The following is a 22,589-nucleotide window of genomic DNA, read 5'->3' on the forward strand; positions in this document are numbered from 1 at the left end:
ATTTATTTAATAATCAAAATGTTATAATTTATCAGCAGACCCTAAAATAATCCGCACGTTTGCCGATTATAGCACGGTGCCGGTCGATCTTGCCGTTTCGCCCGATGGGAACACGATAGCCTATACCTTCAACAACCACATCTATACGCTGTTACTTGCGGAAGGCGCCGAGCACAAGCAGGTCACCGATTCCCGTTTCAATGAATGGGATACAGGGTGGAGCCCGGACGGGAAATACCTGGTATTGGGCTTCAGCGACCAAGCGGCCACCAACGATTGCAGCGAACTAAGAATCGTGCCCGCCGATCCTTCGTCGCCGGTGCAATTAGTACCGGGTTACAATAACGAGCCCGTTGACGACCTGCAGCCTACGGCGGCAGGAGGAAAAGTAATACACGGGTGCGCCATAGCGGGAATAAAGTGGTTCCCGGACGGATTTACAGATGGGCATTGATATGGCCAAGAAACCCTAACGCATATTGGGCTATGACACGATAAGCAGTCAACCAATTATGCTACCTGAGCCGTTCGTTCGTCTGCATTTTCGCTAAATCTGCTTTCACAAAAAATTTGTAAGCAATGATGAGCAGCACCCTCCCTAAGCCCGGTTCCGAAAACCATAAGTAAGTCTGTTGTTTGTCAGTCAAATTTCAACGTAAATTCATTGCGTGAGTCATTCTTCCATGCATTGGGCTGCGAGGTAGGCGAAATAGCAAACAGCGGCGAGAACGTTTTCACCTTGACCGTTTGGCCATCGGGGAAGAATTCCAATAGCCGCAACCAACCATCACCGCCATTACCGTTACGATGTCCGCCGCCCATGCTCTGGGCGTCAAAGAGCATTTGATGAACCGTTCGACTGGCACTATTTTTATCAGCGCGGTAACCCTCGCCCGGTACGTGGCCGGCAAGCACCAATTCGATATTGGATGCGGGCTGTACCAGTGTTTTCCATATCTGCTCTCCGCTGTTGGCATTGGGGAGCTTCACTTTCGCCGATTTCTGGATCTGGTTAGCTATGTTGTAAGGTTCCCAGTATATCCAAGAGGGCTCGCCAGAGATATAGTGATCTTTCGCGTTTAAATAGCTATGGGTGATTAGCACCACGCGGTGATCTTTGTATTGTTCCATCGCAACTACCCCCTTTGCCCAGGTAATCACTGTGTCTCTGGGAGCAAATTCGGTAGTTATAAACAAGTAGTCTCTACCATGCAGCCCCTTCATTTCGAGTGCTGAGTTCTCCAGTGTCGGCCGACCCTGTTCGTTGGTGCTGTTCTGTACGAGGAACTTCTGGATTAGATGGTTCCTTTCGGCGGTAAAAAACTCAGCATACCTAGAGGTCCGGTTCCCGTGGCGGTCGATACTGTAGTCGTGGTTTCCAGACGCCGCTATGTAGGGCAGCTTTCCATCCAATATACCAAATGCCCGGGAGGCAGCTTCCCATTGCTGCTGCGTGGTTTGGTTACCATCGTAGTCGTTGGTGATCTTCTCGTTGTTTTGCACCAGATCGCCCACGCAAACCACAAGCTTGATGTTGAGTGTGTCGATGTTTTCGTCAATCCATCGCATCATGAGATCCAAAATGGGCTGGTTACGCCCCCATTTTACGTAATTCTGGATATCGGGTATCATCACCATCGACCAAGAGTCTCTGTGCTCCAGGGCAGGCTTCTGATATTCTTGCTGCGCTATGGCGACGCTTCCAGAAAATAGTACGAATACAACATAGCTAACTATCTTTTTCACACTTATACACTTATTATCATCAAAGCTAAACATCATTTTGATACCACGCCCGTTTCGTCAGATGTCGGTTTGGCCGCTTTGACTTTCACGCCTGACAACATCCTACCTAACTCGACGGGATAATCGGATTCAAGAACCGAGATTCCGGATGCAATCACCTTTTTATAGGCCTCTTCCCGCTCCTCAAGAGTTTCCAGTCTGTCATACGTGGGTGCGGCAGATATAAGACTCCGAATGCCGTACTCACGCATAATCGCAGACATCTCATCTGTCTTTTCTGATATTTCAACGCCTATACAAGCGAGAATCTGTCTTTTCGGGATACCTAGCGCTAAATATGCGTCAAACGCTTCCGGTGCTCTATAAGAGACACCAAACATCCGCCTCGGTTCATCGTTAAAATAAAAAGCTGCATCTTCCGGCGAACGCACCAAGCTGAGTACGTAATTGTTGGCATCATGTTCCCGTATTAAATCCGCGATCATCGGCAAGGGTACGTCCTTTTTATCAAGCATTAATACGGTTTTGCCTCTAGCCCATTCCAGCACCTCCGACAAGGTTGGTATTTTGTGTTCCGTAACTTCCCCCTGCTTATTTTTCAAATTCAATTGCTGCAATTCCGCCCAAGTATAATCGATAACGTTACCGGTGCCATTGGTCGTCCGATCCAATGTGGCATCATGCATTAGGATGACCACGCTATCTTTTGTCAACCTCGGATCTATCTCAAATACGGCCGGCATGTGTTCCAATACATATTCGAATGCCGCAATGGAGTTTTCTGGTAAACCGTTTTCCTGGGTTCCTCTATGCCCCTGCAGGATCGGAGGCGCATCCTCCCGGTAGCTGTAGAAATCATACAAGGCCTCCGTATCAGCAAACGAGAGGTAGTTTTTCCCAGTGTCCTCCGTAGTAGTCGCACAGGAGAGAAAGTAAAACGATATGCAAAGCGTCAATCCGGAATATTTCATATCGAAGTTTATTAAGGTAAATAATTAATGTTTACTAATATGTTTAAACTGCTCTTTGATATCGCTGATGGCTTTCTTTGACACGTAAGTTTTGCCGGATAAAAGCAACTATCGATATCAATGACATCAAAGAGCAGTCGAGTGGTTACCAATTCGGGTTCTGTTCCAGATTGGGGTTGACCAAGATATCGGCATCTGGGATTGGCCACAAATAATCGCGATCAGCGGGAAACTGGCGATTATTCGCTACAACAATATAACCAGCATCGGCCATATAAGCAAGGTCAGCCATACCATTTTCATCAATTTCAGGGATACCTCCGATGGGATAATTTCCTTCTTTCCAATTCTGTATCAGCTTTCGGAAATCGCTTGAAACGGCATTTTCATCACCATTCCATGCAGTAGATCCCGACCATGTGCGATGCAGAAAGTATATGGGACGATTCAAATACTTTTCGGCCACCCGCCACCGGATTAAATCATCGAAACGATGGCCCTCGAAGGCAAGCTCTATATAACGTTCGGTCCGGAGTACCGTACGCATAGCAGCTTGAGTACCAAGCACGACTCTCGGATAGGTAAGCCCTGTCCCTGCGTAAGCCCGCTCACGAACTTTATTTATTGTTGCGTCCAATACTTCCTGCGTACACTGGTCTAATTCAATCATTGCTTCAGCATACATCAATAGCACATCGCCATAACGTAACATGGGATATGTTGTCGGCGCCCCTGCAAACCCATTTTCCATCCACGTGTGGTCAACAAACTTTTTGAAAGTAAGGCCGTTATAAGTGGAGTGTTCACTACGTGCTTTCGAATCCTGGTTACTGACCAATGCACCATCGGATGCACGGTGCACTGTCAGGCGTAATGGAGATGGTGAGTACTCAAAACCGAGCCACTCATAGTCCTCCCATTTATATGTCCCGTCAAGCACACTTTTGGTATATGCTGTGGCAAAGGGAACAACAGTCATAGCTAGACGGGGGTCACGGTTTTCGAAAAAGTCCTTTGGATTATAAAGTGGCGATTCGTCGATAGGTAAACCATCTATACAGGTATAGGCACATACTAGTTCGTAAGAGGGTGACTTCGCTTGGAACCCACCTGCAGTACGGTTGACATAGTTTTGTGGTTCATCAGCAGCCCAATAATATTGTCTCAGCGTAACGTCACCTCGAAAGAAGAAGATCCATTCATCCGACCAAGAAGCTGTAAATAAATCTTGATAATTGTCGTGCAACCGATAGACACCCAAATCCATACAAGCTTTTGCCGCCTGTGCAGCGACCTGATAATCGCCATTGTAAAGCGCTATACGCGCCTTGAATGCAAGGGCTGCACCTTTAGTTGCACGCTGTATACCTGAGTAACTATTCGGCAGACGCTTTGCTGCTTCCTCAAGACATTCGTAACTATACGCTAAAACATCCGATTTGGGAGAGCGCTCAGCCGTATAAGCTTCATTAAGTGTCATGCCGACTTTGTCAAGAATCACATCGCCCCAACGAAATGCTAAAAACCCATAGGCGTAACCTAAATAAAAATAGGCCTCCCCCTCGTATCGTGTAATATCGGCGTCCGATATCCCCATGGCCCGGGCCTTATCCATATTATTAAGAAGCCGTAAGGCACGTGCAATACCTTTATAATAATTTTCCCAAATTGTCGATATTGTCCCGTTCGTAGCCGTTAATGCACCGGTAAAAAAAGGTACTGTGTTAGTCCGGTTTGTTATATCGTCCCCGGCGATCCGATGCATAATGGGAAAGAAATCAGTACGATAAAAGTCGTTCAGCGACATTTCTATTTCCTGTTGTGAGGCGTACCACGTTTCGCTTGAACCTTCCGATAACGGGTTCAAATCAAGGTCGACACACGACGAAATCATAAACGCGGATATGAGGCAGGTAATGAATAATATCTTTTTCATTTGATTGCTTTTCTTAGAATTTAACATTAAGGCCTAAAATGAAAGATGTGGATATGAATTCAGATGTAGGCCCCACTTCAGGATCCCATCCTCTGGGATAATTGCTGACAGCAGGCAAGTCATTCATGCTGAGAAAGAGGCGCAGATTATTGACTCGTACTTTATTCATCAATTCAGAAGGTAACGTATAGCCCAAAGTAATGTTTTTTACACGGAAATACCCACCATTGAAAAGCCAATAGTCCGAACCCACATAGGTATTTGCTGTATTATTATAGGTTAGGCGTGGATACTTGGCCTTGAGGTTCTCTTCCTCAGAATTGTGTTGGCTCCAATAATTGCCTAATATAAGTGAGGGAACTGCTCCCCACTGCTCTTTCAAGGGCTGTATCCAAGACGAGTTAAACAACACCTTTTGTTGTCCTATACCTTGGAATGAAAGGTTGAAATCAAAGGCTTTCCAACCGAGCGAGATATTACCTCCGTAAAGGTATTCCGGCAACGAGTTACCCAACCGCACTTTGTCGTTGGAATTGATCGTTCCGTTCCCGTCGACATCGACATATTTAATATCTCCTGCTTTATCATTTGCTGAAAGAGTAGGGTATTTATTTCCAGCGGCATCGTTAAGGTCGGCACTCGTTTGAAATAAGCCCGCGCTCCGATACATAAACCATTCGTTGTAAAAAGACCCTTCCTCTATGATATAATTACCATTGATAGTACGTCTGTCACCCAAATAGCCCATTCTCGAACGGTAATCGGATAAATTTGCAGAAATGCTGTACCAAAAATCACCTATATTGTCAGACCAACCTAGTTCCAAATCCCAGCCCTTCGTGTGCATATCCCCAGCATTTTGAGAAGGTGCCGAAAACCCCGCATACGATGGAAAGCCTAGGGTAAGCAACATATTAGCAGTCTTTTTGTAATAATAATCACCCGTAACTCTCAGGCGTCTATTGAGAAAGGACAGGTCAAGGCCTGCACCATATGTAGTGCTCGTCTCCCAAGTAATATTCTCAAATGCATAATGAGTTTGGGCGGCTCTTTGCGTCGCTGTTACGGTTTGTGTCGATTTATCATACATGTAACTATTGCCGAATACCATGGCCGCCTGATAAGGAAATTCCGAACCGATACGTTCGTTACCAAGCTGGCCAATAGAACCGCGTATCTTTAAGAAATCCACAACATTATTTTTAAACCAAGATTCTTCCGATACTACCCATCCGGCGGATCCGGAATAGAACGTCCCCCACCGGTACTTTTTCGCGAAGCGGGAGGAACCGTCAGAGCGGATATTACCCTGAAGCATGTATTTATTTTTATAAGAATAAATTATACGGGAAAATACAGATTCATACGCGTTGTGTCCCGCGGCACTCGAGTTATATTGATAATCTTCAGGGCCAATGTTGAGATAGGGATAAGTATCAAGCAGATAGTTATTACGTGAGGCTCCCAGATCTTCCCACTTGTATGCGTATCCTTCGTAACCTGCCATTGCATTGAATGAATGGTCACCCCATTTATTTTGATAATTGCCATAAAGCTGGTACGTAGTACTACTGGTATTATCACGTGCCTCTGAGAGACTGGTCGCCTTATTATGTTCGGCATACGTAGTTGTCCCATTTTCATAAAAAACCGGAACGGCTCGAACAAAGTTTTTACGTTGAGAATAGGAGAATCTTGGTGCGAAAATAGCGGTCAATTTAAGACCTTTCAGCGGGGCGACATTGAGCTGTGCTTTCCCCCCAAGTCTATAGGAATGATCATTATGTTGCCCTCCTTCGTTTAGGCCTGCGAGGTGGTTAGACCCATCTTTAACATCAGCATACCGTCCATCTTCCCAAAAAGCATTGTAATAAGGCGAAATTTGATAAGCCCTGTACATGACATTCAATCCGGTAACTGCTGGGTTTATCGTTTCGGATTTAGAGAAATCAACATCTATATTAGCATCAAGCCAATCATTTATCTTATAGTCGTTGTTCAAACGACCTGAAAAACGTTCGTATGATCGCTTTGCGTAATAACCGTCGCCATCTTGGTAAGTAAAATTAAATTTACTTAGCAGTTTCTCCGTACCTCCGGTTACGCCTATTGAATGCTGTTGATGCGCCGTTGATTTCTTCAGCATCAAATCAACCCAGTCGGTATTGGGGTAGTGCCAGGGGTCTGCGGCATTGTTATCTAGCCAGGAATCGATGGTTTCTAACGAATAGACCGAATAGGGATCTGAAGAACCCGAGTCATTCCACCTTATTTCGTTGGTTACATTCATCCAGTCGATGACGTTGCCATTCGTAGGCTTTGCCGTAGGCCTGTCAAACGCGTACTCTGTGTTGTAGTCGAGCGAAAACTGTTGGCCCTTAGCCCGCTTAGTAGTAATCAAGATGACACCTGCCGCGGCGCGCGATCCGTAAATCGATGCTGACGCCGCATCCTTCAACACGGTCATGGTTTCCACATCGGCGGCAATCACGTCGTTGAGCGATGAAGGAACCCCATCTACAATTACCAACGGATCATTATTTGAAAGTGTCGTGATACCGCGTATACGTACGGTAGCTGCAGCGCCCGGACCGCCTGCTGAACGTGTTACTTGCACGCCGGCTATTTGACCCTGCATAGCAGTAGACAGTTGTTGTACCGAGCGGCTGGCTAAATCGGCTCCCTGTACACTCGAGATTGAGCCGGTAAGGTCGCCCTTGGCCACGGTTCCATAACCTACCACCACAACTTCTTCTAAATCACTGATTACTTCCGTTAATGAAACATTGATTATCGAGCGGCCGTCAATACTTGTTTCAAACGTTTCGAAACCCACAGCAGAAAAAGCAATGCTTTGACCTTTGTCTGTGATTTGGATCCGATACCCACCCCGATCATCGGTTACCGCCACGCGATTAGTCCCCACAATTCGTACCGTTACACCCGCCAGTGGAGCCCCATTTGCATCGGTAACGGTACCCGAAAGTACCTGCTCTTGTATGTCCCTCATGTTTGCGGGCTGTTCAAATATGTATTCATTGGTTTCTTTCTGCTGGAGTGCTATTGTTTTCCCTTTGATATGGTACGTCAATTGCTGTGGCCCCAATAGTTGGTCCAGCACATGCTCCAACGGTTGGTTATCTACATCAATCGATACCAACATCGTCGGTTTGACAAACCGATCGTTATACATGATTCGATAGCCAGTTTGCTTTTTGAGTGTGCTCAAAACATTTGCTAGTGGCTGCTTATCGACCTTCAAAGTGACAGTTTGTGATAGCGAAGCCGCACTCAGATGCAGACACGCCAAAAGCAACAAAAAAGACGTTAATTTCATAATACGCCATGCTTGATTGTACATTTCCGCGGGCAGCAAGGACGCAACCCGTTCGAAAAATCCATAATTTATCATTACGTTTGTATGTTTTTGGATAATGTGAAATAATTGGTTTATAAGACCCGTTTTACGAATTTAATTTGTCCAAACATGTAGGGGAGTGTTGGCAGCACTTCCCTTTGTTTTTACGGACAAGCGAATGGTACTATACTTTTTTCATACACATCTTAATTAAATAGTTATTTACTAAACAAAACTACCTCTTATCTCTCTTAATGGACAATTAGTTGATTACCCATTGCAATCTGTACCCGCACAGCAGAAACGTTCAATAACTCCAGCGCAGCGTTTAATGTCAACTCGCGACCCATTTCGCCAGAAAACGTATCTTGCGGGATGTCTCCCTTATAAACAATTTGTACATCATACCAACGTGCCAATTGGCGCATAACATCTTTGAACGCCGTGCGTCGAAAACAGAAATATCCATCTTTCCATGCGACATAAGGTTGGACATCTACTTCCATGATTTCTGTATTGGTTGGACGAACAACGCTCTGTTGATTTGGTACAAGGGAACTGACCTTTCCAGACGCGGTATTCTGCACCTGGACCTGACCTTTAACAAGGGTAGTCTTTATCACCTCCTCGTCTGCATAAGCGGAAATATTGAATTCCGTTCCCAGCACCGTCAATTCCTGCCCCTCTGCAATTAACTTGAATGGTTGATTGGCTCGTTTAGCAACCGAAAAATACGCCTCTCCGGTAATTTCTACCACCCGTTCTTTTCCCTCGAATACCGACGGATACTTTAACGTTGAGGCAGCATTAAGCCAAACCCGTGTCCCGTCTGATAACGTAACCTGGTAGGTACCACCCTTTGGTGTGGTAAGTTCCAGCCACATTGGACCTTCTTTTCTATCAACAACGACGAGTGGGGTCCTGTCACTATATGTGATTTCATCACTTCCAATAACAACACCGTCCCGACCTTCATCCAGATCGATCATACGCCCATCAGTCAAGGTAAGTGTAGCACGATTCCCTCCCGGTTGGATATCTTGTATGATTACGGTTTCGATTTGTTGACTATCAGTCTGACCCTGATTAACAAACCATATACTTGCTGAAGTAACCAGAAGAACCGCGGCTGCATAAGACATCCAACGGAACATACCTCTCTTCCGACTATCTCTGTTTACATGAACCGGTTTAATCGATTCCATGATGGTGTCTTCAATCCGCTGCAGCCGCCCCGATACTTCCTCATCATACATTGTACGATAATCCAGATAGCCAGTAAAAAAACTCTCTTCATCCGAAATACACTCTAGCAACGCCTTGTTGGCTGGATGCTGTTTAGACCAGCCGTTCAAAAGCTTGCGCTCCGCTTCTGTCAAATTACCAGCGACGTGTTTACGCAATAGGAGTAGGATGTCGTCAAGTTGTTCCATTTACTTATTAAAGACAAAAAAGGAAGGAAAACCTCAAGAAAAAAATAGAAAAACATAGTATCGATGCCCAAGAATGTTCACGAAGCCCCTTTCGAAGGGCTTTTATCGCTGCAGATCGATGAGTAAATACCGAACCAGGCGAAATTTGGAGGGCCTCACAGATCTCCTCGGTCCCCCTGCCTTCAATAACACTCAACCGAAATACCGCTTCTTGTTTCCGTGTCAAATAGGTTAGCTCACGATAAACAGCTTGGTAAAATTCGGCTTTGATAATTTTCACCAACGCCTCTGGCTCACTAACGACAACATGCTCTTCCAAGGGGGTATATTTGATGCGCTGTTGTACGGCCCGGGCATGATTAAGGCTAGCATTACGAATCAAGACATACAAATAGGCCCGGACACTGTTGATGTTATTGAACTGGCGGCGGGCCTCCCACAATTTCAGGAAACCATCGGACACAATCTCATCGGCCGTCTGTGTATCTTTGACAATGCCTTGGGTAACATAAAGCATTTGCCTACTTAGCGATTCGAAAAGCTTTTTGAAAGCCAACACATCACCGCGCTGGAATTTTACGACCACTTCATTTAATAATAGCTCCGTACTCATAGCCCAATACTAAAGATGTTATATTAACGATATCAAAAAATCACGTTAACTTTAATAATTCTTACATTTCGACACGTGTATTCATTAATTTACTTTCTCTCCTGTGTTTGGCCTCGTCGGTTTTACAACCTTCCACAAAATCCACAAGGCTATTGGGTGAAGTAAGGCCATGACGAAAAATATATTTTCGGCTCCGGGCGCATCCAGTGTCTCGCCGACGAAAAAATTAAAAATAACAGCTCCAGCTGCTCCAAACCCCCCTACAATTCCCTGTACACTAGCCACATTATGCACAGGAAAAGTCTCGGCGATAACCACTCCAACCGTAAAAAGCCAACTTACGCAAACAAGCGCCACCACACTGAAAATTGCTATCGTAATCGCGGCATGATTTATAAATGGTGTGAAGGCACAAAATGCCGTAAGGAAAGTAATCCAGGTCAGCATTTTCTTTCTTGCCATCAGGGGGGGTATCCCGTTACGAACGATCTTGTCCGACCACATGGAGGTACCAATTGCACCAAGATCAGCAATAAGAAAGGGAATCCAGCCGAACATACCCACTTGGACGAGCGATAGCCCCGACTCTTCCTGTAAATAGCCCGGTAGCCAAAAAAGGCAGAAGTACCATACCGGATCACTGACAAACCGGATCAAAATGACGCCCCAAAGGCTCCGCCGTGTCCAAAGCTGATTCCAAGAAAATGACACAGCGTCTTTTGAAACAGTACTCTGTAGAGCCTCATCTAATATTTCCTTAGGCGGGTCTTTATATACAAGCTTCCAGAGCACCGCAATGACGAGACCAACAACCCCCATTACCACAAAGGCCATGTGCCAAGAATAATTTATAGCCAGCCATGCCACCAGAGGGGGGGCCAGGATCGCACCAATGGAACCCCCGGCTTGGCAAATACCATTTGCTGTGGCCCTTATTTTCCCCGGGAACCAAATAGTGACGGCCTTCAATTGAGCAGGGAATATAGTCGGCTCTGATACACCCAATAATCCCCGGAAAAAACCAAATTGGCCCACGGTTTTTGAAATCCCACCGCCAATACAAGCAATAGACCAAACGATAATACCCCACCACATGGTTAGCTTCGGGCCGAGCCGATCGACTATCCACCCCGTAAAGGGATAGGATAAGGCATAACATACGGTGAAAATGTTAATGATAATGGCATAACCAGAATCGTCCAGATTGAACTCGGATTTCAACAACGGTTTCAATACAGACACAATTTGCCTGTCGATATAATTGCAAACAATAGCCAAGAAGATAATCGACACAATAATCCAACGTCTGAATTCAGGTTGTGTGAATCTATCATTCAAGCTGTTGCCCGTTGTGGAAAAGAATAACTTTTTCATCCGTACTCGTTTAGTGGGTAGCTAAAAAATATGACTAATTCGAAAGATTAGCTCCATACGCGATTAATATGCTTTGGAGTTTCTCAATATCAACAGCAGCGACGTCAGCTTCCGTCTGCGCACATAATGCAGCTGCGGCACCTGCTGCTTGCCCGAGTCCCATGACAGATGCTTGAACGCGGACCGACGCCGATGATATCCCGTCAGCAGAAAATGCCCGCCCCCCAACTAACAAATTGGGGAAACCTGGCGCGATGAGGCATCGATATGGGACAAATGCTGCATCTTTCAAAAACTCACACCGTTGGTTGCTTGATCCTGCCGAATGTATATCCACCGGATGGCAGCCCCGTGAAATGGTATCCGGAAAGTCCTGTGCTGCAATATACTCTTCGCCGGTAAGTGTATGCATCCCCTGAATACGACGTGTCTCCCGGGTACCCGTCTGCGGTGCGGTCATAACGAGAAACGCATTTTTAAAAGCCGGCACATGGTCCTTTAGGATATCCAAAAAGGTAAATACGTCCTCGCGAAGCAAACACTCAGTTTGGGTTGCTTGACGATTGTCCGCCATGTTGGCGTAGGTGCGGGTCATATTCACCAATACCAGCCCATGGTCAAGCACGCCACAGTACCATGGCCCTCCAAAACGGGGTAATTTCGTATGCTTATCCAGCTCCTCAAGCACTTGCCGCATATTTACATCGTGGTAATTTACCCCCTGCTGGCTATGGCGAAGCATTGGGAGCGAATCGGTATCGACACCTCCGAGCATGAAAATCAGTGTAGCTGGTTGAAGCTCGGACTTCATGGGCTGCATTGGTACACCCGCTTGGTAAGATAAATCTGCGTCGCCTGTACAATCGATAAAATATTTTGCAGCAATCGCTTCGGTACCATTCTTGTTGTCTATGATAACATGGGTTAACCGGTTATTGGATTTCCTGCATCCGGTAAGATAAGAATGAAAATAAAGCGACACTCCCGCTTCCAGTACCATTCGTTGGGCGATGAGCTTGTATTTTTCCGGAGAGAATGTAATATTACCAAGTGGTCTTTCTTCCCTGGCACCGCCGACCTCTGTCAACCTTTCAATAAATTCCCAGGGCAAGCCATCGATTACCCTACGGTCATTATAGTTAAACACGCTGATAGGGGCCACAAGACTCGCTGTGGCCATCCCACCAAGGAATCCGTGTCGCTCGATCAGCGCGGTGCGTGCACCTCCTCGTGCAGCGGCTATGGCTGCGATAAATCCCGAAGGCCCACCACCACAAACCACGACATCGTACTCATCGATTACGGGAATTTCTTTCGTTTGGGTTATCCATTCCCCTCGGGAACTATTTTCCTTCTGCTCATTTATTGATGATATTTTACTCATTATGACGTCTTCAATATAATGCTTGATCTAGAACTCTGGTCTTTTCTCTGGCTCAATAATGAGCACTAATTCATTTGTTTTATTTTTGTTACGTAGAACCTGGGCGATCGATTCGACAGTTTGCTTCTTGCATCGCCTGTGACCTGGATTAACCTTTTAGAGCAATCTGAATATTTAACCGGAACAGGGGCTCCCTACCACTGACCTGACAATTGAGGCGTAACCAGTTCCCGAAATGCTTAACACGTATGAAATGCAGCCCTAGGGTGTTAATCGGATCTGATACGGTTCCCTCACCAACCCAATTAACACCATCGTGCGAAATTTCCACTGCCGCCGTCAATGTGGGATCGGTACCGGCCAACCTTTCGACTGCGATGAAAAAAATACATTCAGTTGCCCAACCTGCCTCGTACGGATCAGTTTGGAAATCTTCCTTAAAATCTTTTTTTACTTCCAGATGGGAAGCGTTAAATAGTTTCATGGTTATGGTAATTGAGCGTTTACGTTTATTCTTGAGATATGACCACGGAATCCACGTAAAGGAACACACGTCTGTTCGTATCTGTTTCCAACCAAATAAGCGGGTTCATTAATCCGTCAATCCGATGGTACGGCTCTACACAATAAATAGGGTGTCCACCCAAATCAAAAGTCTTGTCCTGACATTGCATTTCAACATATTCTCGTTTTTCGGTATCAATCAACAGACGTGCATATTGCCAGTTGATTTTACAATCTGTTTCGTTATAACACAATGACTGACGACCATCCGGCACGTCCTTGAACGCATCATGTCTACCATCCGGATATCGTTTTCCGAACCAGAATGGATCAACACCCTTAATGCACCAATCGCCCTCCGTATCATAAGCCCAGTCTTTATCATCCACCGATGAGGGATATGTGAATTGCCATTTCTTTTGCAGTTTTCCATCCACGGCATTTAGGTATCTAACACCGACGTGATATCGGTTGCCACGCTCTTGCAAATCCCATCCAAAACCGAATGCACGGATAGAACTTTCGTGAAGGCCGGGTAATAGTCCATTCCCATCTACTTTATCCTGTTCAGCCGTGTAAGCAAACCACATCTCAAACTGAAGGTATTTACGTTTCAAGTGATGAAATGAAAGGCGCTTAATCGCATGCCCCATGGAGCCCGGTGCAGGTGGTGCACCATATGGATTAGCGACCGCACGTGTGGAAACCTTTAGGCTGTATTGGCCCGATAGTGCTCCATGAGAGCCGGGATAACGGAAAGTGGCAGTGCTTAACATCACCGGTGGCCACTGATCTTTTACCATAATACTGGGACTTTCCTCGAAATCGGGAGCTTCGCAAAAATTTGGCATGATTTCCATCCAACCGTTGTAACCGGTATTGAAAACATCATGAACCAATACTCGTTTCAGTGGTTGAAACAGAGACAAGAATGTCTTATCCATAATTCTACTGATAATTATTTTTCTATCCTAGGGGTTTACACTGTCCATGTCAACCCCTTTCTTACTCAACACTGGGTCGATACAGCCGCTATCACCGGATGTGTACCATTTACCTACAATCGGAGGCATGCTGGCCTTATGTTCTCAGAAATGCGCCTCTGTCCAATAACTCACCCCGCAATTCCCGTGTATCAACCTCAGCAGGTGTAATACCGTGCTTGACGGCTAGATAAGCAGCTCTGCCCGCAGCTTCCCCCATAGCCATGCATGGCCCCATTACCCGCGAAGAGGCCATTGCCTCATGCGATGCCGATATACATCGGCCGGCCATCAGCAGGTTATTTATTTTTTCCGGAACCAAGCTCCCGTAGGGGATATCATAACAGTCGCCACTCCACTCTAAGGAGAAACCATTTCCGTCAGGCTGGTGGATATCAAGCGGGTAGCTTACCACCGCAACCCCATCTTCAAATTGCCGACGAGATAAAATATCCTCTCTCTGGAGCGTATATTTACCAACAATACGGCGGGTCTCCCGGATACCAATGAATGGTGCTGTTCTGGAGACATAGCAGTTCTCAAAACCGGGGACATAACCGCGGAAATATTTTAATAAATGATCGATTTGCTTACGCGCTTCAAACTCTGCATTCGTTACACTAGCGGCGTCGGTACCATCCGTTCCAAGCACCCTGGTCATATTTACCCAGATTTCGTCTTCACCCAATCCAGTTACAATAACGGTAGTATCAACAGGCAATTCCAATCCATCTCTCTTGGCTTGTCTCATCTGTTCCTGCAGCCCTACGAGAATGAAGTACCTGTTTTCCCGATAATACTCGGCCGGTATAACCGTCGTGTCGTACGTCTCCGGATAGGTGTATACACTATACCTGAGTTTATCGATGTCGACATTTTTCAAGCAAAACTCAAGAGTTGCAGGTTGCATTAATCCTTTGCTGTTTCCTTTTTCGAATCGAGCACCAGCGCGGAACGCAATATCCCCATCACCACTGCAGTCGATGACTACCTTGGCCAAGACTGCCGATCTACCACCCTTATTTTCAATGATCACACCTTTAAGATCTGTACCTTCAACAATCGTATCTACACAAAAGGTATTCAATAGTACGCTGACATTATTCTCACGCATCACGTTGATGGCTGCCAATTTAGCTTCCTCGGGCTCAATAAACGTAATGCTCATATGAAGCGGGCAGCGTTGGATAGCACTTGCTCCGCCCATATTCGCTAATCTATCGACAAACTTTGCGGGAAGGCCTTTTATGATTTGATTACCTTTTTGACCATGGAAGTTCAGAATGGGCAAACCTATGGTGAGGTTGCCTCCTAAGAAACTTTTCCCTTCAATCAAAATGACGGACATCCCACTCTCGGCAGCTGCCTGAGCCGCCATAATACCCGAAGGTCCTCCACCCACAACCAATACGTCTACATGATCTAAGACTCTTGTCTTTCTCTCTGGTTCAATAATAAATTCTGAATTCATTTTCTTATTTTTTAGTTATATAATTAATTTCTTTTGACCCTATTTTCTCTTTAGTGGCTCTTACGTTATACCTATCGCCCCCCAGACTCTTAATCAGGCAGTGATGCACCAGACCATACGATCTGTTGCATAACACCCAATTCATTAGGCCCGTAAATCGGACATCCACCTTCCAGAGTAGCAACAACAGCACTCAGCAAAATCGCTTGCCGAAGGCTCTGGTCCACTGGCTTGCCTGCTAACTTGTGAGCTAAAAAGGCGGCTAAGAATGAATCTCCACAACCTACAGTATCTACTACCTTAACAGAGAGTCCGGGCAATGAAAGAAATTTCTGCCGGGAATAATACACGGCGCCTTTAACTCCCCGTGTGAGGATAATTTCCGACATTTTTGGGTAGGCTCGAAGCAAACCCGCCAACACATCCTCGGTTTGTCCACTCAACCCTCGCCAGCCAGCGATATGGTGAAGTTCCTCATCATTAATCTTCAATAGATGGCATTGTTCCATTAAATCCAAAATCAATCCTTTGTCGAAAAACGGTTGCCGGAGATTGACGTCGAAAACAGCCAATGAGGATAGCGGGAGATACCTAAACAGAGTGTCTCTGGATATTGTATTCCGGGCAGCCAAACTACCGTATACAAACGCGGCTGCACCTTTAATCGCAGCAGCCACTACAGGATCAAATGAAAGGTAGTCCCAAGCCACATTCTCCAAAATCTCATACGTGACCTGCCCATCGGGCAATGGGTTGACCACAACTTGCGACGTAGGGTAGCCCTGTGTCTTGGTTACGAAGGTGGTATCAACACCTAGTGATTGGATGGCTTCCAAAAGGTCTTTGCCTTCTCGGTCACCCCCAACCTGACTGACAATCTGACTATTTACTCCCTTTTTATGCAAATGGTAACAGACATTGAGCGGCGCACCGCCTACCCGACGTCCATTAATCAGATTATCCCAAAGGACTTCACCAAAACAAACAACACTTTTTTTGTTCATTACCTATGCTTACCTAAAACTTGATCTAGTAAATTTCTCATCTTTCCTTCTTTCAATAATGCGACATTGTCGTTATAGCGACCTATGAATAAGGCATTATCTTCCAAGATGCCGAAAATCGCACGGCATTGTAGAAACCGCCGTGCCGATGTCGATTCATCTTCAAAAATGGCCTTCAGTTCATCCCGCTTATTGTCTACTACGCTCTGCATGCCATCCCGCCGGTTAGCACGGTGGAGATAATACCACCAAGCTGCAACCACCAGGGCAGATATAGCCACGTGCGGGTCATCCCGCTTTAAATTCCTATTCACCACCGGAAGCAAAAACTTCGGGATCTTATCGGACGAGCCCGAGATGATCCGATCGGTGGAATCATTGATCATCGCGTTTGAAAAGCGTGAGCGGACCGTCTGGAAATAGGCGGGTAAGTCGACGCCGCCAGCCGGTGGCAACACCGGAATGGCTTCGTGCATCGCATATTGCTCGAATACCGCTGCTATCTGCCGGTCCTCTATAGCCTCATGTATTTTGGTATAGCCCATCGCGTCTCCCAATAGCCCTACCAATGAGTGGCCCGCATTGAGTATACCCAATTTCATGGCTTCGTAGGGACGCACATCATCCACCACCTGAACCCCCACTTCACCCAAAGGGGGGATACCAGCGAGGCCTTTATCTTCTAGCACCCATTGAAAATAATCTTCACTCACCACCAATACCTCATCGCGAATGCCGAAATCCGCCTCGAAACGGTCTCTGTCTGCAGGCGCCGAAACCGGCGTTATCCGGTCGACCATACTGTTCGGGAAAGACACGCTTTCAACTACCCAGCGCTTTAACTCAGGGTCATACCTTTCCAGGAAAGCCAGCAGCGCATGCCGCAGCACCTGGCCGTTTTCCTGAATGTTGTCGCACGACATCAGCACCAAGCCCCCCGCACCCCGTTCCTTGCGCTCGGCCAATCCCCGCGCCAAGTAACCGAATACTGTGATAGGGGCATTCGCTGGATGCAGGTCCTGCTGTACGGCGGCGTTAGACCAGATAAACTGATGGCCTTCGAAATCGATATTATACCCACCTTCCGTAATGGTAAAGCTGATGACTTTCGTGTCTGCATTGGCTATCGCCCGGATGACGGCGACCGGCTCTTCAGGGCCGTATAATACGTTCGTAATGGTATCGATTACCGTAATTTCGTCTTCACCGTCGGCTGGACACATCCGCAGGGCATACAGGTGGTCCTGTTCAGCGAATTGTTGTACAAATGCCTGATCGGATGGCATGAGGCAAACGCCCAGGATGGTCCAGTCGGCATATTGCTGCGGATACCGCTGCCGCAACTGGTACCAAGTATATGCCTGATGTGCCCGGTGGAAAGCGCCGACGCCAATATGGAGGATATGGCTCTTCCCTCCGTCTATTGCCGCTTGCGGGAGCTGCACCGATGCCGGTAACCGGTCTAACGTCTTCCTATCCAATTTCGCCATAGCTATTGTTGTGCCTTTTGAAAAATAACAGCCAAAATGATAATCACGCCTTTAATCAGCTGCTGCATATAAGAGGTGATATCGAGCAGGTTCATGATGTTGCCGATCATTCCTAGTATTAATACGCCGAGGAGGGTATTGAACACGGTACCTTTGCCGCCAAACAAACTGGCCCCACCGATGACCACTGCCGCGATGGCATCCAGCTCTAAACCGACCCCGATATTTGGGGTACCCACACCGGTACGGCCCACCATCATCAACCCCGCTAATGCGGTAAGGAAACCGGAAATGACATAAACAGAAAATTTGACGCGCTCTACCGATATACCCGATAAACGTACGGCCTCTTCATTGGAACCAATGGCGATAATCTGCCTGCCATACACATGATATTTGAGGACAATAAACACAATCACAAACACCAGCGCCAAGAGAATGGCCGATAGCGGTATGCCCAGCACACTACCCGTGCCCAGCTGCAGAATGGCCGACGAATGGGGCCCCACCGTAACGGGCGCTCCTTTAGACAATAGGAACCCAAGGCCCCTCACGATGGTCATCAATGCCAGCGTGGCGATAAAGGCGGCAACACCGCGGTAGGCCACCAGGTAACCCGACACGGCACCGATAACGACTCCCAATAGTAACGACAGCAGCAGCCCCGCACTGAAATACACTTCATAAGAGAGCAGCGCGAAGGCAACCCCCACACACGCTATAATAGAACCAACGGATAAATCGATCCCTCCCGTTAAAATGACCAGGAACATGCCGATGCTGATTAGTCCGATAGGTGCTACCTGGCGCAGTAAGTTGGTCACGTTGGTAATGGTCAAGAACGATTCAGAGGTGAAGCTCGAAACCAGAAGCAAGAGCAGAAATATAATCAGCGTATTATTTTTAAGCAGCCTTTCTTTCATTACATATCGACTTAATTGGCTCCGATGGCCATTCTCAGGATTTTTTCCTCGTTAAACTCAGCCCGGTCGAGTGTCCCTTGAAGCTCTCCGTTTTTCATGACCATGATGCGGTCTGACATGCCCAGCAGCTCTTCCATATCAGACGACACCATCACGATATACATCCCCTGATTTGCTAACTGCTGGATAATGTGATAGATTTCTGAACGTGCTCCCACATCCACACCTCGTGTAGGCTCATCGATTAACAGTACGTTTAGGTTTCGATTCAGCCACTTCGCCAACACGACTTTTTGCTGGTTGCCACCACTAAGCGTAGATAATGGGCTGTGGATATCGCCCACCTTTATACGGAGCCGGTCTACCAACTCCCGAACGACCTGTTCTTCTTTCCGGTGGTTGATGAACCCCCACTGATTGGCAACCTGGCCCAAACTGGCCAGGCTGATATTATCGCGTATGCTTAAACTCAGGATGCCCCCATGCTTTTTACGGTCTTCGGGAACCATACCCCACCCTCCGCGGATGGCCTCCCGTGGCGAGCGATAACTTACCGACCGCTCCTGCCAACGCAGGATAGCCGGTGGCCGATGGGTAACGCCGAATAGACTCTCCAGCACCTCCGTACGCCCCGCACCAACCAGTCCGCCCAAACCCAAGATCTCACCTTTCCTGATGTCAAATGCCATGGGTTGCCGCGAGGTACCGCTGCGTAATTCTTCAATCCCGATCTTTTCATCATCAGGGAACGCATCGGGCTTCTCCGGGTAGAGCTGCGTCAGCTCCCGTCCCACCATTAAGTTCACCAGTTTATCTTTATCGGCAGCAGCGGTCTCCAGGGTTGCCACCGTCTTACCGTCTTTCAATACCGTAATGCGGTCGGTCAGCTCCAACAGCTCGTCCAAATGGTGCGATATATAGATAATGGATACGCCCTGATCCCGGAGCGTATAGAGCAGATTGAACAGCTTCTTCACTTCCTTGGTGCCCAGTACCGCCGACGGTTCATCCAAGATTAACAGCTTCACATCCTGTGATAGTGCTTTGGCAATCTCTACAATTTGCTGCTGGGCAATAGACAACTGCGCTACACGCCTTTTTACATCGATCGCAAAGCCGAGCGAATGGATCAACGCCGAGGCATCGCTATCCATTTTCTTCCGGTTGAGCCATCCCGTTTTTTTACCGCTGCCAAACCAGATGTTTTCAGACACCGTGAGCTCTGGGATAAGCGAGAATTCCTGATAGATAATGCCGATACCGTGCACCTTTGCAAGGTGGGGGTCGTTGTGCTCAATAACTTCGCCATCGATGACGATTTGCCCGCTGTCTGCCTTATGGGCCCCCGAGATCACTTTCATCAGGGTAGACTTGCCTGCACCATTCTCGCCGAGAAGCGCGTGGATTTCGCCGGCACGGACCTCGAGGTTTACCGCTTTAAGCGCTTTGACGCCGCCGAACGACTTACTTATTTCTTTTAAAACCAGCATTTCAAAACAGTGCTTCGGGGTCGTAAAATTCATCCACGTTGTTCCCTGAAATCAATACAGAAGGCGTATAATTGGTTTTCTCGATACCCTCTTCATTGTTGAGGTACTTCACGGCAATTTGCACAACCATCTCTCCCAGTATTTTGGGGCTATTTTGTGCGGTGGCGGCAAACGTTCCGGCTTTGATCAGCTCGTATGCTTCTTTCTGGCCATCAAACCCCAGCACCGTAATCTGCTGCTCTTTCCCCATCTCGCGGATGGTCTTGAGTGCCCCGATGGCCATGGCATCGTTCTCTGCCAGCAACACATTGACATACGGGTGCGCAACCAGGATATCCTCCATGGCTTTCAGTCCGCCATTGTTATTCCATTGCCCCCAGCCATGCGCCACGATTGAGAAGTTGGTTTTGGCTTGCTTGTGCAGCTGGCCATCTGCCAAGCCACGCACAAACCCCAGCCGCTTTTCGCGGCCAACCGGATTCCCCTGGTTGCCGCTGATGATGGCTATCTTCAGCTCGTTACTACTATTTTCAGCCAGCCATAGCCCCAGCTTCTCGCCATTCATCGTGTTGTTTGCCACCACCGACGAGATGTAGGTAGCAGCATCATCGATCATCGAATCGACGATGAATACACGGACACCTTGTTGGACAGCACGATTAACAACCGGTACGGCCGCCTTGGGATCAAGTGGGTTCAATATCAACACATCGATCCCCTTCGAAAGCAGGTCCTCGATCGCCGCCACTTGTTTCGCAACATCCTCTTGCCCATCGGCCATGTAATACTGCATCCCATAATGCTGCACGCTCCGCTTCACGATAGTTTCCAGCGCCACGTAATAAGGCGCTATCATAGAAGGGCCGCAATAGCCGACCTTGATGCCGGACAAATCCGCGGCCGACACATACCGGAGGTCAGTCTTGCCCACGCCCTGGTCGTCATTGCCAGGCCGTTCTTTAGGCAAACAGCCAGCCAGCAACACCAATAGCAGTACGCCTAGCAGCGCCGGATTCCGACGGATATGGCAAATTACGGTATGCATAAATGACTCGTATAGGTTATTTCAGTGTAATCCACGGCGCATTCGCGCTTACCCATTCCGTAACCGCAACGGGGACATCCGAACACAGGTAATCGCTACCTAAAGAAACGCCGAGCAGAAAATCGGCAACGGATCGCCCCGGCCATAGGCTCACCTTAAACCCCTGCTTCTTTGCTTCCTTTACCATAGCACGGGTGGTACCGTCTATGTTACAGCCTACGCGGTCAATATTGAGTTCTTTTGCTTCATCAAGCACCGCCTGGCTCAACGGTTCTCCTTTGATAAACAGTAAATCAACCGAGGGGTATGTGGTCTTCAAATAACGGAGCGGACGCTTATCGAACGAGGTGAGCACATAATTCGATGTGGGCGGCATAGCGGCGTAGACTTTCTTATAAAGCTCGTCGCAATATCCTTCTAGGATTTGCTCATCATACATCGGGTTGTTGGTCTTCATTTCAAACTCAATGTAAACCCACGGTTTATCGCGGAAGAAATCAAGCACCTCATCAAGCGTCGGGATCTCGTTTCCTTTTTTCGTCCGCAGCTGCTTGATCTCCGCCAGCGTCAAATCTTCGATGGCCTCCTCTTTTCCCACGATCCGTTTGAGGTTTGCATCGTGGAAAATAACCAATTGGCCATCTTTGGTACGCCTCACATCGGTTTCATATCCCCGCAGCCCCTTGTTGTAGGTTTCTTGAAAAGCACCGATGGTGTTTTCGTCGTACTCATACGCACCGCCGCGGTGCGCGAATAGTTTTACTTCGGCTTGCTGCGCATAAGCCGTGGTGCCCAGCACTGCAAACAACAAGAGGGCAATTCGAGATTTAATAGTCACTTTCCGGAAATGTTTTATAAAACTCA

The 22,589-nt window shown here is 47.3% G+C and carries 18 protein-coding genes; 1 reads left to right on the forward strand and 17 read right to left on the reverse strand.

Translation table 11 applies throughout. The annotated features are described in order from the left end of the window. The first annotated feature begins 76 nt into the window (after positions 1 to 76). Positions 77 to 454, forward strand: coding sequence for a TolB family protein (locus NGM62_RS00005; protein WP_262244930.1), 378 nt, complete (start codon positions 77 to 79; stop codon positions 452 to 454). A 185-nt stretch (positions 455 to 639) separates the two neighbouring features. Here NGM62_RS00005 and NGM62_RS00010 read toward each other — a convergent pair whose 3' ends face one another. From NGM62_RS00010 to NGM62_RS00090, 17 genes are all read right to left on the reverse strand, one after another. Then, a complete protein-coding gene (locus NGM62_RS00010) occupies positions 640 to 1,746 on the reverse strand; it encodes a metallophosphoesterase (RefSeq protein ID WP_262244932.1) in 1,107 nt (368 codons plus the stop codon). A 32-nt stretch (positions 1,747 to 1,778) separates the two neighbouring features. Continuing rightward, on the reverse strand, positions 1,779 to 2,717 hold the full coding sequence (locus NGM62_RS00015) for a glycerophosphodiester phosphodiesterase family protein (RefSeq protein ID WP_262244934.1): 939 nt from the start codon (positions 2,715 to 2,717) through the stop codon (positions 1,779 to 1,781). A gap of 145 nt (positions 2,718 to 2,862) precedes the next feature. Beyond that, positions 2,863 to 4,653 carry a RagB/SusD family nutrient uptake outer membrane protein gene (locus NGM62_RS00020; RefSeq protein ID WP_262244936.1) on the reverse strand — a complete coding sequence of 597 codons (1,791 nt, stop codon included), beginning with the start codon at positions 4,651 to 4,653 and terminating at the stop codon, positions 2,863 to 2,865. A gap of 13 nt (positions 4,654 to 4,666) precedes the next feature. Further along, positions 4,667 to 7,882: a TonB-dependent receptor gene (locus NGM62_RS00025; RefSeq protein WP_262244937.1), complete on the reverse strand. Its 3,216-nt coding sequence runs from the start codon at positions 7,880 to 7,882 to the stop codon at positions 4,667 to 4,669. Positions 7,883 to 8,262: 380 nt separating this feature from the next. Then, complete coding sequence (locus NGM62_RS00030) at positions 8,263 to 9,444, reverse strand: FecR family protein (RefSeq protein ID WP_262244938.1); 1,182 nt, start codon at positions 9,442 to 9,444, stop codon at positions 8,263 to 8,265. 7 nt (positions 9,445 to 9,451) lie between these two features. Further along, positions 9,452 to 10,057 carry an RNA polymerase sigma factor gene (locus NGM62_RS00035; protein WP_262244940.1) on the reverse strand — a complete coding sequence of 202 codons (606 nt, stop codon included), beginning with the start codon at positions 10,055 to 10,057 and terminating at the stop codon, positions 9,452 to 9,454. An 84-nt stretch (positions 10,058 to 10,141) separates the two neighbouring features. After that, on the reverse strand, positions 10,142 to 11,431 hold the full coding sequence (locus NGM62_RS00040) for an MFS transporter (protein ID WP_262244941.1): 1,290 nt from the start codon (positions 11,429 to 11,431) through the stop codon (positions 10,142 to 10,144). Between the two features lie 34 nt (positions 11,432 to 11,465). After that, positions 11,466 to 12,815 carry an FAD-dependent oxidoreductase gene (locus NGM62_RS00045; protein ID WP_262244942.1) on the reverse strand — a complete coding sequence of 450 codons (1,350 nt, stop codon included), beginning with the start codon at positions 12,813 to 12,815 and terminating at the stop codon, positions 11,466 to 11,468. Positions 12,816 to 12,963: 148 nt separating this feature from the next. After that, positions 12,964 to 13,299 (reverse strand): hypothetical protein, encoded by a 336-nt coding sequence (locus tag NGM62_RS00050; RefSeq protein ID WP_262244943.1) that lies wholly within the window; start codon positions 13,297 to 13,299, stop codon positions 12,964 to 12,966. A gap of 25 nt (positions 13,300 to 13,324) precedes the next feature. After that, positions 13,325 to 14,263 (reverse strand): DUF6772 family protein, encoded by a 939-nt coding sequence (locus NGM62_RS00055; protein WP_262244945.1) that lies wholly within the window; start codon positions 14,261 to 14,263, stop codon positions 13,325 to 13,327. Positions 14,264 to 14,399: 136 nt separating this feature from the next. After that, entirely contained in the window at positions 14,400 to 15,704 is a 1,305-nt protein-coding gene (locus NGM62_RS00060; protein WP_390936002.1) for an FAD-dependent oxidoreductase, read from the reverse strand. A gap of 158 nt (positions 15,705 to 15,862) precedes the next feature. After that, complete coding sequence (locus NGM62_RS00065) at positions 15,863 to 16,777, reverse strand: carbohydrate kinase family protein (RefSeq protein ID WP_262244947.1); 915 nt, start codon at positions 16,775 to 16,777, stop codon at positions 15,863 to 15,865. Then, positions 16,777 to 18,267: a mannitol dehydrogenase family protein gene (locus tag NGM62_RS00070; RefSeq protein WP_262244949.1), complete on the reverse strand. Its 1,491-nt coding sequence runs from the start codon at positions 18,265 to 18,267 to the stop codon at positions 16,777 to 16,779. Before NGM62_RS00070 ends, NGM62_RS00065 begins: the two co-directional genes overlap by 1 nt. Positions 18,268 to 18,269: 2 nt before the next feature. Continuing rightward, the gene (locus tag NGM62_RS00075; protein WP_262244951.1) at positions 18,270 to 19,190 is read right to left on the reverse strand and encodes an ABC transporter permease; all 921 of its coding nucleotides are present in this window, start codon (positions 19,188 to 19,190) and stop codon (positions 18,270 to 18,272) included. A gap of 11 nt (positions 19,191 to 19,201) precedes the next feature. After that, positions 19,202 to 20,680, reverse strand: a complete 1,479-nt coding sequence (locus tag NGM62_RS00080) for a sugar ABC transporter ATP-binding protein (protein ID WP_262244953.1) — start codon at positions 20,678 to 20,680, stop codon at positions 19,202 to 19,204. 1 nt (position 20,681) lies between these two features. Further along, on the reverse strand, positions 20,682 to 21,725 hold the full coding sequence (locus NGM62_RS00085; protein WP_262244955.1) for a substrate-binding domain-containing protein: 1,044 nt from the start codon (positions 21,723 to 21,725) through the stop codon (positions 20,682 to 20,684). 16 nt (positions 21,726 to 21,741) lie between these two features. Then, a complete protein-coding gene (locus NGM62_RS00090) occupies positions 21,742 to 22,563 on the reverse strand; it encodes a glycerophosphodiester phosphodiesterase (RefSeq protein ID WP_262244956.1) in 822 nt (273 codons plus the stop codon). Positions 22,564 to 22,589: the final 26 nt, after the last annotated feature.

Origin of the sequence: Parapedobacter soli, assembly GCF_025460835.1 — a bacterium.
In the GTDB taxonomy this organism is placed as follows: Bacteria; Bacteroidota; Bacteroidia; order Sphingobacteriales; family Sphingobacteriaceae; genus Parapedobacter; species Parapedobacter soli.

What these genes read in the sequence shown, in the direction of transcription:
- NGM62_RS00015 (WP_262244934.1), bottom strand. Translation starts at nt 2,717, where the DNA reads ATGAAATATTCCGGATTGACGCTTTGCATATCGTTTTACTTTCTCTCC.
- NGM62_RS00020 (WP_262244936.1), bottom strand. Translation starts at nt 4,653, where the DNA reads ATGAAAAAGATATTATTCATTACCTGCCTCATATCCGCGTTTATGATT.
- NGM62_RS00030 (WP_262244938.1), bottom strand. Translation starts at nt 9,444, where the DNA reads ATGGAACAACTTGACGACATCCTACTCCTATTGCGTAAACACGTCGCT.
- NGM62_RS00035 (WP_262244940.1), bottom strand. Translation starts at nt 10,057, where the DNA reads ATGAGTACGGAGCTATTATTAAATGAAGTGGTCGTAAAATTCCAGCGC.
- NGM62_RS00040 (WP_262244941.1), bottom strand. Translation starts at nt 11,431, where the DNA reads ATGAAAAAGTTATTCTTTTCCACAACGGGCAACAGCTTGAATGATAGA.
- NGM62_RS00045 (WP_262244942.1), bottom strand. Translation starts at nt 12,815, where the DNA reads ATGAGTAAAATATCATCAATAAATGAGCAGAAGGAAAATAGTTCCCGA.
- NGM62_RS00050 (WP_262244943.1), bottom strand. Translation starts at nt 13,299, where the DNA reads ATGAAACTATTTAACGCTTCCCATCTGGAAGTAAAAAAAGATTTTAAG.
- NGM62_RS00055 (WP_262244945.1), bottom strand. Translation starts at nt 14,263, where the DNA reads ATGGATAAGACATTCTTGTCTCTGTTTCAACCACTGAAACGAGTATTG.
- NGM62_RS00065 (WP_262244947.1), bottom strand. Translation starts at nt 16,777, where the DNA reads ATGAACAAAAAAAGTGTTGTTTGTTTTGGTGAAGTCCTTTGGGATAAT.
- NGM62_RS00070 (WP_262244949.1), bottom strand. Translation starts at nt 18,267, where the DNA reads ATGGCGAAATTGGATAGGAAGACGTTAGACCGGTTACCGGCATCGGTG.
- NGM62_RS00075 (WP_262244951.1), bottom strand. Translation starts at nt 19,190, where the DNA reads ATGAAAGAAAGGCTGCTTAAAAATAATACGCTGATTATATTTCTGCTC.
- NGM62_RS00080 (WP_262244953.1), bottom strand. Translation starts at nt 20,680, where the DNA reads ATGCTGGTTTTAAAAGAAATAAGTAAGTCGTTCGGCGGCGTCAAAGCG.
- NGM62_RS00085 (WP_262244955.1), bottom strand. Translation starts at nt 21,725, where the DNA reads ATGCATACCGTAATTTGCCATATCCGTCGGAATCCGGCGCTGCTAGGC.